14 protein-coding genes and 1 pseudogene are annotated in these 16,501 nt (G+C 66.3%); 13 read left to right on the top strand and 2 right to left on the bottom strand.

Features of this window, described 5'->3' with window-relative positions; all coding sequences use genetic code 11:
- Positions 1-41 precede the first annotated feature (41 nt).
- Both metH and FGL98_RS21980 read left to right on the top strand, forming a co-directional pair.
- Positions 42-3,848 (top strand): methionine synthase, encoded by a 3,807-nt coding sequence (metH, locus tag FGL98_RS21985; protein ID WP_146320573.1) that lies wholly within the window; start codon positions 42-44, stop codon positions 3,846-3,848.
- A gap of 3 nt (positions 3,849-3,851) precedes the next feature.
- Complete coding sequence (locus FGL98_RS21980; RefSeq protein ID WP_246136694.1) at positions 3,852-4,559, top strand: HAD family hydrolase; 708 nt, start codon at positions 3,852-3,854, stop codon at positions 4,557-4,559.
- A 535-nt stretch (positions 4,560-5,094) separates the two neighbouring features.
- Here FGL98_RS21980 and FGL98_RS21975 read toward each other — a convergent pair.
- The gene (locus FGL98_RS21975; protein WP_146320538.1) at positions 5,095-5,985 is read right to left on the bottom strand and encodes a RecB family exonuclease; all 891 of its coding nucleotides are present in this window, start codon (positions 5,983-5,985) and stop codon (positions 5,095-5,097) included.
- Between the two features lie 43 nt (positions 5,986-6,028).
- On the opposite strand from FGL98_RS21975, the gene FGL98_RS21970 reads away from it, so the two are divergent.
- The 4 genes from FGL98_RS21970 (at position 6,029) to FGL98_RS21955 (ending at position 10,990) form a co-directional block, all read left to right on the top strand.
- A complete protein-coding gene (locus FGL98_RS21970) occupies positions 6,029-7,162 on the top strand; it encodes a site-2 protease family protein (RefSeq protein WP_146320536.1) in 1,134 nt (377 codons plus the stop codon).
- An 11-nt stretch (positions 7,163-7,173) separates the two neighbouring features.
- Complete coding sequence (locus tag FGL98_RS21965; protein ID WP_146320534.1) at positions 7,174-8,217, top strand: tRNA (adenine-N1)-methyltransferase; 1,044 nt, start codon at positions 7,174-7,176, stop codon at positions 8,215-8,217.
- A gap of 67 nt (positions 8,218-8,284) precedes the next feature.
- A complete protein-coding gene (arc, locus tag FGL98_RS21960; RefSeq protein ID WP_146320532.1) occupies positions 8,285-10,018 on the top strand; it encodes a proteasome ATPase in 1,734 nt (577 codons plus the stop codon).
- A 99-nt stretch (positions 10,019-10,117) separates the two neighbouring features.
- Positions 10,118-10,990, top strand: coding sequence for a COG4705 family protein (locus tag FGL98_RS21955; protein WP_222432339.1), 873 nt, complete (start codon positions 10,118-10,120; stop codon positions 10,988-10,990).
- Positions 10,991-11,000: 10 nt separating this feature from the next.
- Here the strand turns inward: FGL98_RS21955 and FGL98_RS21950 are convergent, their stop codons facing one another.
- On the bottom strand, positions 11,001-11,471 hold the full coding sequence (locus tag FGL98_RS21950; RefSeq protein WP_146320528.1) for a UPF0158 family protein: 471 nt from the start codon (positions 11,469-11,471) through the stop codon (positions 11,001-11,003).
- Between the two features lie 139 nt (positions 11,472-11,610).
- Between FGL98_RS21950 and FGL98_RS21945 the strand changes: the two genes are divergently transcribed.
- From FGL98_RS21945 to FGL98_RS21920, 7 genes and pseudogenes are all read left to right on the top strand, one after another.
- The gene (locus tag FGL98_RS21945) at positions 11,611-12,483 is read left to right on the top strand and encodes an NYN domain-containing protein (protein ID WP_146320526.1); all 873 of its coding nucleotides are present in this window, start codon (positions 11,611-11,613) and stop codon (positions 12,481-12,483) included.
- A 241-nt stretch (positions 12,484-12,724) separates the two neighbouring features.
- A complete protein-coding gene (locus FGL98_RS21940) occupies positions 12,725-13,030 on the top strand; it encodes a YdeI/OmpD-associated family protein (RefSeq protein ID WP_246136693.1) in 306 nt (101 codons plus the stop codon).
- Positions 13,003-13,176 (top strand): YdeI/OmpD-associated family protein, encoded by a 174-nt coding sequence (locus FGL98_RS26530; RefSeq protein ID WP_246136692.1) that lies wholly within the window; start codon positions 13,003-13,005, stop codon positions 13,174-13,176. The genes FGL98_RS21940 and FGL98_RS26530 overlap by 28 nt, the downstream gene beginning before the upstream one ends.
- A gap of 12 nt (positions 13,177-13,188) precedes the next feature.
- Positions 13,189-13,689: a nucleotidyltransferase domain-containing protein gene (locus FGL98_RS25950; RefSeq protein ID WP_246136691.1), complete on the top strand. Its 501-nt coding sequence runs from the start codon at positions 13,189-13,191 to the stop codon at positions 13,687-13,689.
- Between the two features lie 9 nt (positions 13,690-13,698).
- A complete protein-coding gene (locus tag FGL98_RS25945) occupies positions 13,699-13,839 on the top strand; it encodes a HepT-like ribonuclease domain-containing protein (protein WP_222432337.1) in 141 nt (46 codons plus the stop codon).
- Between the two features lie 523 nt (positions 13,840-14,362).
- Positions 14,363-15,187: an LLM class flavin-dependent oxidoreductase gene (locus FGL98_RS21925; RefSeq protein ID WP_146320524.1), complete on the top strand. Its 825-nt coding sequence runs from the start codon at positions 14,363-14,365 to the stop codon at positions 15,185-15,187.
- A 406-nt stretch (positions 15,188-15,593) separates the two neighbouring features.
- Positions 15,594-16,388 (top strand): annotated as a pseudogene (locus tag FGL98_RS21920) (DEAD/DEAH box helicase); the annotation flags it as partial.
- Between the last annotated feature and the right edge of the window lie 113 nt (positions 16,389-16,501).

Genomic DNA, 16,501 nt, shown 5'->3' with positions numbered 1-16,501 from the left:
CAGTGAGCAGCCGCTCCGACGAGTTCCGAGCACACTCCACGGTGGAGCGTGACCCGGCACTGATCCGTCCAGACCAGACCAGCACCCTGACCGAAGCGCTCAGGTCACGCATCCTGATCTTCGACGGAGCCATGGGCACCATGATCCAGCAGCAGAAGCTCGAGGAGCAGGACTACCGGGGGGACCGCTTCGCCGACTGGCCGAGCGACCTGAAGGGGAACAACGACCTGCTGTCCCTGACTCAGCCGGACCTTATCCGCGGCATCCACACCGAGTATCTGGACGCCGGTGCCGACGTCATCGAGACCAACACGTTCAACGCGCAGCGCATCTCCCTGACCGACTACGGCATGCAGGAGTTCGCCTACGAGTTCGCCTACGAGTCCGCGCGGCTGGCGCGTGAGGCGTGCGACAAGGCGACCGCGCAGACCCCGGACCGACCGCGGTATGTCGCGGGCACGCTGGGCCCGACGAACCGCACCGGCTCGATCTCACCGGACGTCAACGACCCCGGCAAGCGCAACGTCAGCTTTGAGCAGCTTGTCGACGCCTATCTGGAGGAGGCCACCGGGCTCATCGACGGGGGCGTCGACATCCTGCTGATGGAGACGATCTTCGACACCCTCAACGCCAAGGCTGCGGTCTTCGCCCTCGAGACGCTCTTCGACGAGTGCGGCCGACGCTGGCCGGTCATCATCTCGGGGACGATCACCGACGCGTCCGGCCGGACCCTGTCCGGCCAGGTGACCGAGGCCTTCTGGAACAGCATCCGGCACGCTCGGCCGCTCGCCGTCGGCTTCAACTGTGCCCTTGGCGCCGCCGACATGCGTCCCTATGTCGCGGAGCTCTCCCGGATCGCCGACTGTTTCATCTCGTGCTACCCGAATGCCGGTCTGCCCAACGCGTTCGGCGAGTACGACCAGTCGGCGCAGCAGATGGCCGAGATCCTCGAAGGCTTCGCGAGCGACGGACTGGTGAACCTGGTCGGCGGATGCTGCGGGACCACCCCTGAGCACATCGCCGCGATTGCCGGGCTCGTCGAGCAGCACGCCCCGCATACCCCTGCGACCGTGGCGTCGGCGTGCCGGCTCTCCGGGCTCGAACCGTTCAACATCACGGCCGACTCGCTGTTCGTCAACGTCGGCGAACGCACGAACATCACCGGGTCGGCCCGCTTCCGCAAGCTGATCAAGGCCGGCGACTACGCCGCGGCGTTGAATGTCGCCCGGCAGCAGGTCGAGTCAGGCGCGCAGGTCATCGACATCAACATGGACGAGGGCATGATCGACGGCGTGGAGGCGATGGACCGCTTCTGCAAGCTGGTTGCGACCGAGCCGGACATCTGCAAGGTGCCGGTCATGATCGACTCCTCCAAGTGGGACGTGATCGAGGCCGGCCTGCGGTGCATCCAGGGAAAGCCCATCGTCAACTCGATCTCCATGAAGGAGGGCACGGAGAAGTTCATCGAGCAGGCCAGGCTGTGCCGCCGCTATGGCGCGGCGGTCGTCGTGATGGCGTTTGACGAGGACGGCCAGGCGGACACGCTCGAGCGGCGCAAAGTCATCTGCCAGAAGGCCTACGACATCCTCACCAAGGAGGTGGGCTTCCCCGCCGAGGACATCATCTTCGACGCCAACATGTTCGCGCTGGCTACGGGCATCGAGGAGCACCGGAACTATGGTGTCGACTTCATCGAGGCAACCCGGTGGATCACCCAGAACCTGCCCGGTGTGCTGACCTCCGGCGGGGTGTCCAATGTGTCGTTCTCGTTCCGCGGCAACAACGCGGTGCGCGAGGCGATTCACGCGGTGTTCCTCTACAACGCGATCCAGGCCGGGCTGTCCATGGGCATCGTGAATGCCGGTCAGCTCGGTGTCTACGACGAGATCGACCCGAAGCTGCGCGAGCGCATCGAGGACGTTGTGCTCAACCGGCGCGAGGACGCGGCCGAGCGACTGCTGGAGGTGGCCGAGGAGCACAACAAGGAGGCCGCCGAGCAGGGACCCGACGAGAAGCTGAAGTGGCGTGAGGATCCGGTCCGTGAGCGCATCACCCACGCGTTGGTGAAGGGGATCGACGAGTTCATCGTCGAGGACGCGGAGGAGATGCGTGTCGAGCTCGCCGCGGCGGGTGAGCGGCCGCTGAATGTCATCGAGGGTCCGCTGATGGACGGAATGGGCGTCGTCGGCGACCTGTTCGGTGCCGGCAAGATGTTCCTGCCGCAGGTCGTGAAGTCCGCACGGGTGATGAAAAAGGCTGTGGCCCACCTGATCCCGTTTATCGAGGCGGAGAAGAAGCCCGGTGACACGGAGCGGGCCAAGGGCAAGATCGTCATGGCCACGGTCAAGGGTGACGTGCACGACATCGGCAAGAACATCGTCGGTGTGGTGCTCCAGTGCAACAACTATGACGTTGTGGATCTCGGTGTGATGGTGCCGGCGCAGAAGATCCTGGACACCGCGAAGGCGGAGAACGCCGACATGATCGGACTGTCCGGCCTGATTACCCCGTCGCTCGACGAGATGGTCAACGTGGCCGCGGAGATGGAGCGGCAGGGCTGGGATCGGCCGCTGCTCATCGGCGGTGCGACGACCTCCCGCGCGCACACAGCGGTCAAGATCACCCCGAAGTACCACGGCCCAGTCGTGTGGGTGAAGGACGCCTCACGCTCGGTCCCGACGGCGGCGGCGCTGCTGTCGGATGAGCGGCGGGACGGCTTCCTGGAGGAGGTCAACAAGGACTACGAGGGCCTGCGCCGCCTGCACGCGGCCAAGCGCAACGACCGCCCGATCCTGACGATCGAGAAGGCACGCGCGGCGCGCACGCCCATCGAGTGGGAGGGTTACCGACCGCCTCGTCCGCGCTTCCTGCTGGAGCAGGCGAAGGACGTGTGCAAGGGGCCCGAGTGCGACCACCGTCATGAGCAGGCCGGCTCCTACACCAAGACCTTCACCGCCTACCCGCTGGAGGTGCTGCGCGAATACATCGACTGGCAGCCGTTCTTCAACGCGTGGGAGATGAAGGGCAAGTTCCCGGACATCCTCAACAACCCGGCCTCGGGTGAGGTCGCGCGCAAGCTCTGGGATGACGCCCAGACAATGCTCGACAAGGTCATCGAGGAGAAGTGGCTGCAGGCGAACGCCGTCGTCGGCTTCTTCCCGGCGAACGCGGTGGGGGACGACGTGGTCGTCTACACCGACGAGACGCGTCAGGAGGTGCGCACGACGCTGCACCACCTGCGTCAGCAGGGCCAGCATCGTGAGGGCGTCCCCAACCGGTCACTCGCCGACTTCGTCGCACCGCAGGAGACCGGGCTGCCCGACTATATTGGCGGATTCGCGGTCACGGCCGGCCTCGGCGCGCAGGATCGGATCATGGCGTTCAAGGAGGAGTTGGACGATTACAGCGGCATCCTGCTGGAATCCCTCGCCGACCGGCTGGCAGAGGCGCTCGCCGAGCGGATGCACGCCGTCGTCCGCACCAGGCTGTGGGGCTTCGTGCCCGACGAGAGCCTTGACAACGAGGCGCTCATCGCGGAGAAGTACCAGGGCGTCCGCCCGGCGCCGGGCTATCCGGCCTGCCCGGACCACACCGAGAAGCGCACCATCTGGGACCTGCTGGACGCCACCGAGCAGGCGGGTATCGAGCTGACGGACTCGATGGCGATGTGGCCCGGCGCGGCGGTGAGCGGCTGGTACTTCTCTCATCCGCAGTCGCAGTACTTCGTCGTCGGTCGGATCGGCAAGGACCAGGTGGAGGACTACGCCGACCGCAAGGGCTGGACGATGGCGCAGGCGGAGCGCTGGCTGTCGCCGAACCTCGCCTACGACCCGGAGAGTGAGCGCTAGGACGTGCCCGAACCGGCGTATGTCGAGAGGTGGCGTCCCGCTGCCGTGCTGTGGGACATGGACGGCACCCTGGTCGACACGGAGCCGTACTGGATCCGGGAGGAGCACGAGCTCGTGGAGTCCTTCGGCGGAAAATGGTCCGACGAGCTCGCCCTGAAGTGCGTCGGCAACACGCTCACTGCCTCCGCCGAGGTCATCCGGGAGAACTCCGCGGTGACCATGACCGTCGAGGAGATCGTGGACCGGCTGCTCACCGGAGTCTCCAGGTCCATGCGCGAGCACGTGCCGTGGCGACCCGGTGCCCGCGAGCTGCTTCAGTCGTGTGTCGCGGCGGGGATGCCGAACGCCCTGGTGACGATGTCCTACGACTCATTCGCGTCGGTGATGATCGACACGCTCCCGGAACAGACGTTTGCGGCGGTGGTGACCGGAGACATCGTGCGGCAGGGCAAGCCGCATCCGGAGCCCTACCTGACTGCTGCGGAGGCGCTGGGGGTGCAGCCGCAGGACTGTGTCGCGGTGGAGGACTCGGTGCCCGGAGTGCACTCGGCGCGCGCGGCGGGTGTGCCGACCATCGCCGTGCCGCACGTGGTCGAGCTGCCGCAGCTGAGTGGCGTCGTGCAGATCGACAGCCTGGTCGGCCTTACCGCCGCCGACCTGGGCGCGCTCGCGCTGCAGGCCATCGCAACCACGGGCGGCGGCAGGCCCTGATACCGGCTGGTTGAGCCGGCGGCGAACGGAGTGAGTCCGGCGTGTCGAAACCTCTTCGTCGGTGGGTTGAGCCGGCCCTGATACCGGTGGGTTGAGCCGGCGGCGAACGGAGTGAGTCCGGCGTGTCGAAACCTCTTCGTCGGTGGGTTGAGCCGGCGGCGAACGAAGTGAGTCCGGCGTGTCGAAACCTCTTCGTCGGTGGGTTGAGCCGGCGGCGAACGGAGTGAGTCCGGCGTGTCGAAACCTGGTGGGGGTTCGCGCGTGGGTGTCGGGGGTTTCGACGCGGCTCGCGCTTCGCGCTCCCCGGCTCAACCATCCGGGGGTGGGTTGAGCCGGCCCTGATTCCGGCTGGTTGAGCCGGCGGCGAACGGAGTGAGTCCGGCGTGTCGAAACCTGGTGGGGGTTCGCGCGTGGGTGTCGGGGGTTTCGACGCGGCTCGCGCTTCGCGCTCCCCGGCTCAACCATCCGGGGGTGCGGTGGACCGACCTCAGCCGGGGAGCACTCCCTGTTGCCGGATCAACCGCTCGAGCGGCCGCTACTCGTCGGTGACCGTCTCGGCTCCCGAACGCGACGGATCGACGGCAAGCTGGTCGGCCGAGCTCGGCAGCGGCGGGGGAGTGCCGCCCCAGGCGGGGCACAGGGCCTTGTGGGCGCACCAGTCGCACAGCTTGGTGGGGCGAGGCCGCCAGTCGCCCTGCTCGGCGGCCTGCTCGATCGCCGACCACAGGGCCTTGATCTTGCGCTCGGTCGCGATCAGCTCGTGCTCCGCGGGCTCGAACCGGACAATCTCACCGTTGCCGAGATAGACCAGCTGCAGCAGCGAGGGCACCACCCCGCGCAACCGCCACAGCACCAAGGCATAAAACTTCATCTGGAACAGCGCCTTGGCCTCGAAGGCCTGGCTGGGGGACCGTCCGGTCTTGTAGTCGACTACGCGGATCCGTCCATCGGGTGCGACATCCAGCCGATCGACGTACCCACGCAGGGTGAGTCCGTCAGCCTCGGTCTCGACATAGAGCTCGCGCTCGGCCGGCTCGAGGTGCTGCGGATCTTCGAGCTTGAACCACTCGTCGACCAGGCGCGCCGCGTCGTCCAGCCACCTCTGGAGGCCGTCCGGACCGTCCTCGACGAGCTGCGCCAGCTCGGCATCGTCCTCGACCAGCGAGGCCCACTGAGGTGCCAGCAGCGACTTGGCGTGCTGCGGGGTGCGCTCGGGGGCGGGCACGTCGAAGACTCGTTCCAGCACGGAGTGGACCAGGGTTCCGCGCGCCGCGGCCGGGCTGGGCGGCTCGGGCAACCGGTCGATCACCCGGAAGCGGTAGAGCAGCGGGCACTGCATGAAGTCGGAGGCACGACTTGGTGACAGTGCGGACCGCCGACTCGCGGAATGGTCCGGTTCGGTGCGGGCAGGAGCTCCATGCGGCATACGCCGACCTTATTGCGCAGCACCGACAGATAGCCTTCGGACCATGCCTTCGTCGACGCCGTCACGTGCTCCCGGGTGGCGGATCGGCTCCATCCGTGGGATCCCGATCTATCTTGGCCGCACCTGGCCACTGATCGCGGTCGTCATCGTGGTGACCTTCGGGCCGCAGGTCACCACGGTCGTTCCCGGTCTGGGCAACCGCGGCTACCTCGTGGCACTGCTCTACGCGATCCTCCTGCTGCTGTCCGTGCTGGCCCATGAACTCTCGCACGCGGTGGTGGGGCAGTGGTGCGGATACCGCGTGCGCCAGATCATGGCGGACCTCTGGGGTGGCCACACGGCGTACGACGCGGAGGACGGCTCACCGCTGTCCAGCGCGCTGGTGTCCGTGGTCGGCCCGGTGAGCAACGGTGTGCTGGCACTGCTGGGCTGGTTGCTGCTGCCGTCGGTGCCGGATGGTGTCCCGCGGCTGCTCACCATCGTCTTCGTGTGGTCCAACGCGTTCGTCGCGATCTTCAACGTCCTGCCCGGCCTGCCCTTGGACGGCGGGTTCCTCGTCGAGGCGGCGGTCTGGAAGGTCTCCGGGTCCCGACCGCTCGGGCTGCTGGTCGCCGGCTGGTGCGGCCGGGTGGTGACGGTGCTGCTGGTGGCTGGAGCCATCGGCTGGCCCCTGGTGCATGGGCACCGACCCAGCCTGATCACCGTCATCTGGGCGCTCTTCCTGGCCGGTTTCCTGTGGTTCGGGGCCGGGAACGCGGTGGCGCGCGCGACGGCAGAGCGGCTGTTCGCCCGCGTGCGGATCGCCGACGTGTTGCATCCGGTGTGCATCGCCGACGACCAGACGCTGGTGGCCCAGGTCCGCCCGGACATCGATGCCGCCGTGCGCGACCGGACCGGGAGGGTCTGGGGGTTGGCCACGGCGAGCGCGCGTCGGCAGATTCCTGCCGGTCAGGACAGGGTGCTGCCACTGCGTGCCGTGGCGCGGGTGCAGCCGGATGGCTGGGTCTGCGAGGTCGACGATCCGAATGTCGACGTGACCGAGCTGGTGCGGTCGGCACAGGAGGCCGGCGAGGGGGTGGAGCACATCCTGGTGGTCGACGTCGGGCAGCGCCCGCTGGGCGTCGTGTCGGTCGCCGAGCTGGGCGGGGCGCTTCGGCGAGCCGACGGGCACGCATAGACTCGCGCCTTGTGACGAATCAGGAAGACCGGGCCAGCCACGCTCCGACGGGCGCAGCGGCGCGCCGCGGCGTGTTCACCGTGGGCGAGCGAGTGCAGCTGACCGACCCCAAGGGACGAATGCATACCCTGACCCTGACGCCGGGCAAGCAGTTCCACACCCACCGTGGCCACCTGCTGCACGACGACCTGCTCGGTCGACCTGACGGGACCACCATCACCAATACGGCCGGTGTCGAGTACCTCGTGCTCCGTCCGCTGCTGTCCGACTACGTCTTGTCCATGCCGCGCGGCGCCGCGGTGGTCTATCCGAAGGACGCCGGCCAGATCATCACGATGGCCGATGTCTTCCCCGGCGCGCGGGTCGTCGAGGCGGGCGTCGGATCGGGCGCCCTGAGCATGTCTCTCCTGCGGGCCGTCGGCGACCAGGGCATGGTGCACTCCTTCGAGCGGCGCGAGGAGTTCGCGGACATCGCGCTCGCGAATGTACGCGCCTTCTTCGGCGCCGACCATCCCGCCTGGACCATCACCGTGGGGGACCTCGTCGAGAGCCTGCCGCACGAGGTCGAAGCCGCCACCATCGATCGGGTGGTGCTGGACATGCTGGCGCCATGGGAGTGTCTCGAGGCGGTCGGCGATGCACTGGCCCCGGGTGGTGTCTTGATCTGCTATGTCGCCACGGCAACACAGCTGTCGAAGGTCGCCGAGGAGCTTCGCGCCCACGGGGGCTACACCGAGCCGCAGGCCTGGGAGTCGATGGTGCGGGGCTGGCACCTGGAAGGCCTGGCGGTGCGGCCCGAGCACCGCATGCACGGACACACGGGATTCCTCATCACCAGCCGCCGGCTGGCCCCAGGGGTGCGGCCGCCGCTGCGCAAGCGGCGTCCCGCCAAGGGCGCCTACGGCGAGCAGGAGGACTCGACTGGAGAGGCGACGCAGCCTTCGTCGGCGTCCGCGGACCCCGAATGGATCCCGGAGAATGTGGGGGAGCGTCCGGTCTCCGACAAAAAGTTGCGCAAACTACGCCGCTCGATAGGCGAGCCGCCGAAGATGTAGGTGGCGCATCGGGTTAGGGTCGAAGTAGATCATTCGCCAAGCGCGATGCTCGACGAAGGAGGCCCGCATGAGCGAGCAGAAGCCGGACGGTCGGGGCGACGAGGATGCCGCACGGCACCTTCGCGAGGAGATCGAGGCCCTTCGGGAACGGGTGAGCTCCAGCCCGACCCGCAGCCGTGAGCTGGAGCAACAGATCATCCACCTCCAGTCGTCTCTGTCCACCTTGTCCACGCAGAACGAGCGGCTGGTGCGCACGCTCAAGCAGGCGCGGGAGCAGATCGTCACCCTCAAGAGCGAGGTGGACCGACTCGCTCAGCCGCCGTCCTCCTACGGCCTGATCATCGAGCCCACCGAGAACGGCACCGCCGACATCCTCAGCAGCGGGCGCAAGATGCGCGTGGCCGTGAGCCCCTCGATCGAGCCCGATCAGGTGGTGGCCGGGCGTGAGGTCATGCTCAACGAGGCACTGAACGTCGTGGCCGTCATGGGCTACGAGCGGGTGGGCGAGCTCGTCCAGGCCAAGGAGTTGCTCGAGCATGACCGCGTCCTGGTCGTTGCGCACGGCGATGAGGAGAGAGTGTGCCGGCGCGCGGACAGCATACGGGAGCGGGTTATTCGGGCCGGTGACTCACTGCTGCTCGACAGCCGCAGCGGTTTCGTCTTCGAGGTCATCCCCAAGGCCGAGGTCGCCGACCTTGTGCTGGAAGAGGTCCCCGACATTCGGTATGAGGACATCGGCGGGCTGGCCGGCCAGATCGACCAGATCCGTGACGCCGTCGAGCTGCCCTACCTGCACGCGGATCTCTTCCGTGAGCACGCGTTGCGTCCGCCCAAGGGTGTGCTGCTCTACGGCCCACCCGGATGCGGCAAGACCCTGATCGCCAAGGCAGTCGCGGCGTCCCTGGCTCGCAAGGTCGCCGAGAAGACCGGCCAGAGCGAGATGAAGAGCTACTTCCTCAACATCAAGGGGCCCGAGCTTCTCAACAAGTACGTCGGTGAGACCGAGCGACACATCCGGCTGATCTTCCAACGCGCCCGGGAGAAGGCCTCAAACGGGGCACCGGTCGTGGTCTTCTTCGATGAGATGGAGTCGCTCTTCCGCACCCGAGGCTCCGGTGTGTCCTCCGACGTGGAGACGACGATCGTGCCGCAGCTCCTGGCTGAGATCGACGGTGTCGAGAGGCTGGAGAACGTCATCGTGATCGGGGCCTCCAACCGCGAGGACATGATCGACCCCGCGATCCTGCGGCCGGGCCGGCTCGACGTCAAGATCAAGATCGAACGCCCGGATGCGGAGAGCGCCCGCGACATCTTCAGCAAGTACCTCGTCCCGAGCCTGCCACTACATGCCGATGATGTGGCCGAGAACGGCGGGTCCAAGGAGGACACCGTCGAGGCGATGATCCAGGCGACGGTCGAGCGGATGTATACCGAGATCGAGGAGAACCAGTTCCTGGAGGTCACCTACGCCAGTGGCGACAAGGAGATCCTCTACTTCAAGGACTTCAACTCCGGCGCGATGATCCAGAACATCGTCGACCGGGCGAAGAAGATGGCGATCAAGGACCAGCTGACGCTTGGGGCCAAGGGCATCCGGATCGATCACCTGCTGAAGTCCTGTGTGGACGAGTTCAAGGAGAACGAGGACCTGCCCAACACGACCAACCCGGACGACTGGGCGCGCATATCCGGCAAGAAGGGTGAGCGGATCGTCTACATCCGCACCCTGATCGACGGCAAGAACGGTACGACACCGGGCCGTGCGATCGACTCGGTCAAGGGCACCGGACAGTACCTCTAACTGCTCCCAGGAGAGACTCAGGCACCTTATAGGGAGATGGCAGATACTCGGCACCGAGTCGTATGCCAAGCCCGATCCACAGGAAGATGGTGCCTGCTCGTGATCTCCGCTGATCGTCGCCGTTCGTCGCTGGACCCGTCGGACGGCCAGGTGCCGCTCGTCGGCCGGTTCTTCCCGTTGCCGCTCGCCGCCAAGGTCCCCGAGATTCTGGTCGTCTTCTGGGTCGTGAAGATCTTGACGACGGCCGGCGGCGAGGCGACCTCGGACTACCTGAAGATCTGGGGCAACCTCAAGGGTGGCGGCATCGAGTTGGCGCTGTTCGCCATCGGGCTCGTTCTGCAGTTCGGCACGCGACGCTACCGGGCCTTCGCCTACTGGTTCTTCGCGTATGCCATCGCCATCATCGGCACCGGCGTCTCGGACTTCCTCCACCTCGACGTGCACATCCCCTACGCCGGAACCACGCTGCTGTGGGCGGTTGTCCTGGCGATCATCTTCCTGCTGTGGTACCGCAGCGAGGGCACGCTGTCCATCCACAGCATCACCACGCAACGCCGCGAGGCCTTCTACTGGGCAACTGTGGGCGCCACCTTCGCGCTGGGCACCGCGCTCGGCGACTACACCGCCATGTCGCTCAACCTCGGCTATCTGACCTCAGGGATTCTCTTCACCGTGGCCATCGCGCTGCCGGCGTTGGCATGGTGGAAGTTCGGGCTGAACCCCATCGCCGCGTTCTGGGCCGCCTACGTCGTCACCCGACCCCTCGGGGCGTCCTTCGCCGACTACATCAGCAAACCGCGCGCTCTGACCGGGCTCAACTTCGGCGATGGATACACCTCAATAGCGTTTGCGGTTGCGGTCCTGCTCCTCGTCGCCTATTTGGCCGTCGCCAGGTCCGACATCCAACGGCCGTCCAAGGCGTCGGGCACCACGGAGGAGCAGCGCGAGGTCGAGGCACGACCTGGGTCCTAACGGGACGCGGTCAGGGCAGGTTGGGCTCTGGATGCTCGGCCGCGAAATTCTCGTAGGCCGTGTCATCGAGGAGACCTTGGTCCACGAGCCATTCGACGGCGCGGCGCTTGGCCCGGTTGTCACGCAGGGCGTGCCACGGTGCGATGAGCTCTGGATGGTGTTCGTAGAGCTGGTCCTTGAAGCGACGAAACGCGCCTCGGCCCTCAAGCGCCTTGGCCAGACGTCGTCCGGCCGCAGCGTCGCTGATGCCCTCGGCAAAGTCGGCCATGTCCTGATACCAGATGTACGACGGGATGGGATCAATGGGAAGGAGATCCAACTCGTCGACGTCAACGGGGTTCTCGCCATCTATCCCGGTGTCGCTGGTCCAGAACGTCACCTCGCCCGTTCGCGGGTCGATCAGCCAGCAGTGCTCGTAGTCCGACTGATCCGCGAGTGCGGTCGCGATCTCATCCAGGTCGATGCCACTCAACTCAAGCATCCATTCAGGCTATAACCGGGGTGCACTGTGCGCACCGCTTGGCTGATGGCCTCCCGTTCGCGATGGTGCGACGCGCTCTCGGGCTGCGTGGTGGCTGTGGCTCATGACTTGTGCGCGTCGGTGCCCGTAGTCTCTGGGCATGAGCGAACGCGTAGCGGTGTACATCGACTTCGACAACGTAGTCATCTCTCGCTACGACGACATACACGGCAAGCAGGCATGGCGCAAGGACGACCCGCGGCAGCACGGACAGTCCGCAGGTCCCAAGGATCCGCTGGACCTGAAGTTGGCTGCGGCACGCGTCGACTTCAGCGCGATCATCGACTTCGCCGCCTCGTTCGGAAGCGTCTCGCTGAGCCGCGCCTACGCCGACTGGTCGGTCCCGGCGAATGCGTCCTACAAGACCGAGCTGATCGAGCGCTCGCTGCACTTGGTCCAGCTGTTCACCGCGTCCGGGGTCAAGAACGGTGCGGACATCAGACTCGCCGTCGACGCCGTCGAAGACCTGATGCGCCACCCCGAGATCACCCACGTCGTCCTGGTCGCCGGCGACTCCGACTTCGTGCCGCTGGCCCAGAGCTGCAAGCAGCTCGGCAGGTACGTCGTGGGTATCGGCGTCGCCGGTTCGACGAGTCGGGCGCTTGTTTCGGCCTGCAACGAGTTCATCGACTACGCCCACCTGCCCGGTGTGACACCGTCCGCGCCGGCAGCGAAGAAGGCAGGCGCCGCGAAGAAGTCGCCAGCAAAGAAGGCCACCAAGACCTCGGTCAAGGAGTCCCCTGAGACAGCGGCCACCAATCTGTTGGTGCGCGCGATCCGCGTCGGCCTGCAGAAGAGTGACGATGATTGGGTTCATGCCGCCGGCGTCAAGAGCCAGATGCAACGGATGGACCCCGCATTCACGGAGAAGTCGTTGGGCTTCTCATCATTCCGCGCCTTCGTCGAGTCCCGCGGCGACCAGGTCATGTCGAAGGTCGCCGACAACGGCCAGCTCACGGTGCGATTGCCCTGAACGGCGGTATCTCCCAGGGCGTGGGTCCCCTTGAACGACCGCCTGTCATAGCCGGCGCTGATCCCCATGACTCCGACGGAATCCACGTTGAGCAGGTTCCCATCCTCGGACGAGCGGATCGCGGTATAGCGGACTGGTCGACGTCATGCCATCGGCGTGCCGTGAGCGTGTGTGGTGAGCTGCCGCACCTGGTAGCCGCCAAGCCGGCCATCCTGTCCGTGCGCGGTGAAAGGATGGCCCTATGGCCGACCAGGAGATGCCGGAGGAGTTGGCTGGTCAGCCGGTGATCTCGTTCGCCACCGTGCCGGACTGCGAAGCATGGTTCGCCGAGCACCACGCCAATCACCGCGGCTTCCGCCTCCAGATCGGGAAGGTGGGCGCAGCGGAGACGGTCAGCTACGCCCAGGCGTTGATCAAGGCCGGTCGCATGCGACCGGCCGGGCAGGCGCAGGTCGACGCGGCGAAGGCCGGTGGGCGGCGGCCTGTGCCGGCCAGAAGAGCGCGACCGTCCCCGATGACTTGGCCGCCGCACTCGCGGCCGACCTGAAGGCCAAGGCGTTCTTCGAAACACTCACGGGTGCCAACCGGTATGCGATCCTCTACCGCGTCCACGATGCGAACAAGCCCGAGACCCGGACCGCGCGCATCGCCAAGTTCGTCGAGATGTGCCACAACCACGAGACCGTCCACTGACTGCCGGCCAGCATGGACAGTGCCCAGCCAAAGAACCGAGGCACGACGACTCTCACCTCGACGCGTGGTACGGGGTTGCGCGTCTTCGGTTCGGTGATCACGAGTCGATTCGATCCCGACCGGAGTGACATTGACTTCTTGGTCGACTTCCTTCCGGCGGTCCACGATCTGCTCGGCCACTACCTAGCGCTCAACGAGGAGTTGGCCCGGATTGTCGGTTGCAAGGTCGACCTGGTGATGTCGGATGCCGTCGAAACCCACACTTCGCGGCTGAGGCCTTCCGGACCGCCCAGGACGTCTATGCGGCCCAGATCTGACGCGCTTCTCTGGGATCTGGAGACAGCCGCGAAACGGATCCAGGGGTTCGTGGCGGGCAAGTCTTGGCAGGACTACAGCAATGACGTCGTGCTCCGATCTGGCGTCGAGCGGCAGTTCGAGATCGCAGGGGAGGCGCTGAATGTGCTCCGGCATATCGACGCAGCGACCGCTGACCGTGTGCCGAACGTGCATTAGGTCGTTGGCATGCGAAACATCCTGATCCACGGGTATGCGGAAGTGAACAACCTGACCGTCTGGCGGGCGGCCACGGAGAGTCTTGATGAGTTGATGACAGCTGTTGAGACGATCCTTGCGGAGATCGGATCGCCGGACTGCGGACTGTGATCGGTTGGTTGAGGTCGACTTGTCCTGACGTGAGTCGGTAGCCGGTCGTTCTTGGTCCGGTGGTGGCTCCGTGATCCACCACGCGGCGGAATGGCGCGTTCGACCAAGGCTGCGGTCGCGTCCAGCGGCGACGCGTCGGCCAAATCCTTGACCGACTCGGCCGCTTGAACCAGATCGCGCCGGGCCCTCCCGGAGCACGTCGCCCAACGAGGTATGGCGGGCTTGCACAGCCAGGTCGGTGATCGCGGCGATGGCGGTATCGAACAGTCTGGATGCATCGACCACGCACATGTCGTCGCGGGGTCGTGCCGGCGGCCCGGTGGGAGGTCATCACCGGTCGCCTCCCATCTGTGTGGTCGTTCCTAGATGTGTTCAATTCTCGAGGTGGTCACCGACAAGCCTCCGTGACGTAACCGCAGGGGTTTGAGGTGTTTCCGAGCATCTGTATCTCAAGGACCGATCCGGTTTCGGTAGAGTTGGCTCTTCGTTACGTGATGTACCAGAGGACCGACATGGTGGTGGCATGAACACGCTCCGCGGACTCTTCGTTGCTCCGTTCGATGCCCTAGCCGACCCCCGGGTGATCGGCGACTTGGCTGCCAAAGCCGAGGCGGCCGGCTGGGACGGGTTCTTCATCTGGGACCACCTGCAGTACGGCGACCGGGTGGACGCCATCGCCGATGTGTGGACGTGCTGCGTGGCTGTTGCGATGCGGACCGAGCGGTTGTTGTTCGGCCCGATGGTGACCCCGCTGCCGCGCCGTCGCCCACAGGTCCTGGCCAGGCAGGCAGCCAGCTTGGCGGTGCTCTCCGGTGGCCGGCTCGTTCTCGGCTTGGGGCTGGGCGACGACTGGGTGGGGGAGTTCAGCTCGTTCGGCGACGAGGCGGACCCTCGGGTGCGCGGACGGATGCTTGACGAAGGGCTCGAGGTCCTTTCCGCGCTGCTGTCCGGAAGGCCGGCAGACCACGAAGGAACTCACTATGTCGTCCGAGACGCTTGCTTCCGCCCAGCTCCTGCGGTGCCGATCTGGCTGGCGGGACGGTTCGGCAATCGTGCGCCGATGCGCCGCGCCGCAAGGTATAACGGGTTCTTCGTCATCGGTTTGGACACCCCGGAGGACCTCCAAGTGGTGACCGCTGGTCTCGCCGACCATGACCCGGCGCCCGGGTTTGACGTGGTGCTCGACCTTCGGCCCGAGCAGGACCCCGCCCCATGGTTGGACCGCGGCGCCTCGTGGGTGCTGACCCGGATCGGTCCGTTCGACATCAATCTCGCAGACGTGCAACGGATCGTCGAGGCGGGTCCGGGATCCGCAACGTCCAACCACGATGCCCCAAGTGCTACATGACCCGAGTCGTCCGCAGTTGCGGTCGCCAATCTGACACGCGGCGGAGTGACTCGTGTTCGAAATCGTCTGGCGGCGGATCGCAGCTCCAGGGCCGAGCAGGCAGCGCGCATCCCCATCCCATTCGAACGGCTCCGGCGCCTCGTGAACCGGCCGGTCAAGCCACTTTGAGTACGTGCTGCGCCAGGTGAGCGGCCGTCGGAGGCCTCAGGCACGGCATGGAGCGACGGTGGTCGTTGCGCTGTTCCACCATCATCCGCCGCGAACACTGTCCGTTCGGCGTTGCCGGTGAGCCGCCCGCGACCTCGTCGTTCCACACTTCGCTGTGGGTGGAAATGGGGCTCGGTGTTTCACCCACTACCGTTGTCAGGTGAGTGATGAAGCGAACGGGGCCCCGGTGGCACGCGAGATGCCGACTTTCGCCGAACTCGGGTTGCCCGAGAAAGTGCAGGCCGTGCTGCGCGACGTCGGCTACGAGACCCCGTCGGCGGTGCAGGCCGCGACTATCCCGCCGCTGCTTGAAGGCCGTGACGTCGTCGGCGTCGCGCAGACCGGCACCGGCAAGACGGCGGCGTTCGCGCTGCCGATCCTGTCCCGCCTGGACCTGACGCAGAAGGCGCCGCAGGCGCTCGTGCTCGCCCCGACGCGCGAGCTCGCACTGCAGGTGTGCGAGGCCTTCGAGAAGTACGCCGCCCGCCTCAAGGGCGTCAAGGTCCTGCCCGTCTACGGCGGCCAGGGGTACGGCGTACAGCTCTCCGCGTTGCGCCGCGGAGTCCATGTGGTCGTCGGCACCCCCGGCCGCATCATGGACCACCTCGACAAGGGCACTCTCGACCTGACCCAGCTGCGCTTCCTGGTCCTCGACGAGGCCGACGAGATGCTCAAGATGGGCTTCGCCGAGGACGTCGAGACAATCCTGGCTGACACCCCCAGCGACAAGAACGTCGCGCTGTTCTCGGCCACCATGCCGGCCCAGATCCGCCGGCTGTCGAAGAAGTACCTCAACGACCCCGTCGAGATCACCGTCAAGGGCAAGACGTCCACGGCGGCCAACATCACCCAGCGCTACCTCACGGTCAGCTATCCGCAGAAGGTTGACGCTCTGACACGGATCCTCGAGGTCGAGAACTTTGAGGGCATGATCGTCTTCGTCCGCACCAAGAACGAAACCGAGACCCTGGCCGAGAAGCTGCGGGCCCCAGGGGTCTGGACACGTAGCGTCTCGGCTGGGTCGGATTCCATTGTGATGTAGGGGATTTCCCTGCGCGTGTCCCGCGCTTTGATGCCTTGAACCTGGGATAATGAGTACATGAATCA

Source organism: Leekyejoonella antrihumi (assembly GCF_007845645.1).
GTDB lineage: Bacteria > Actinomycetota > Actinomycetes > Actinomycetales > Dermatophilaceae > Leekyejoonella > Leekyejoonella antrihumi.
The sequence above is the reverse complement of the archived record's forward strand: the minus strand, read 5'-3'. Positions and strand labels throughout refer to the sequence as shown.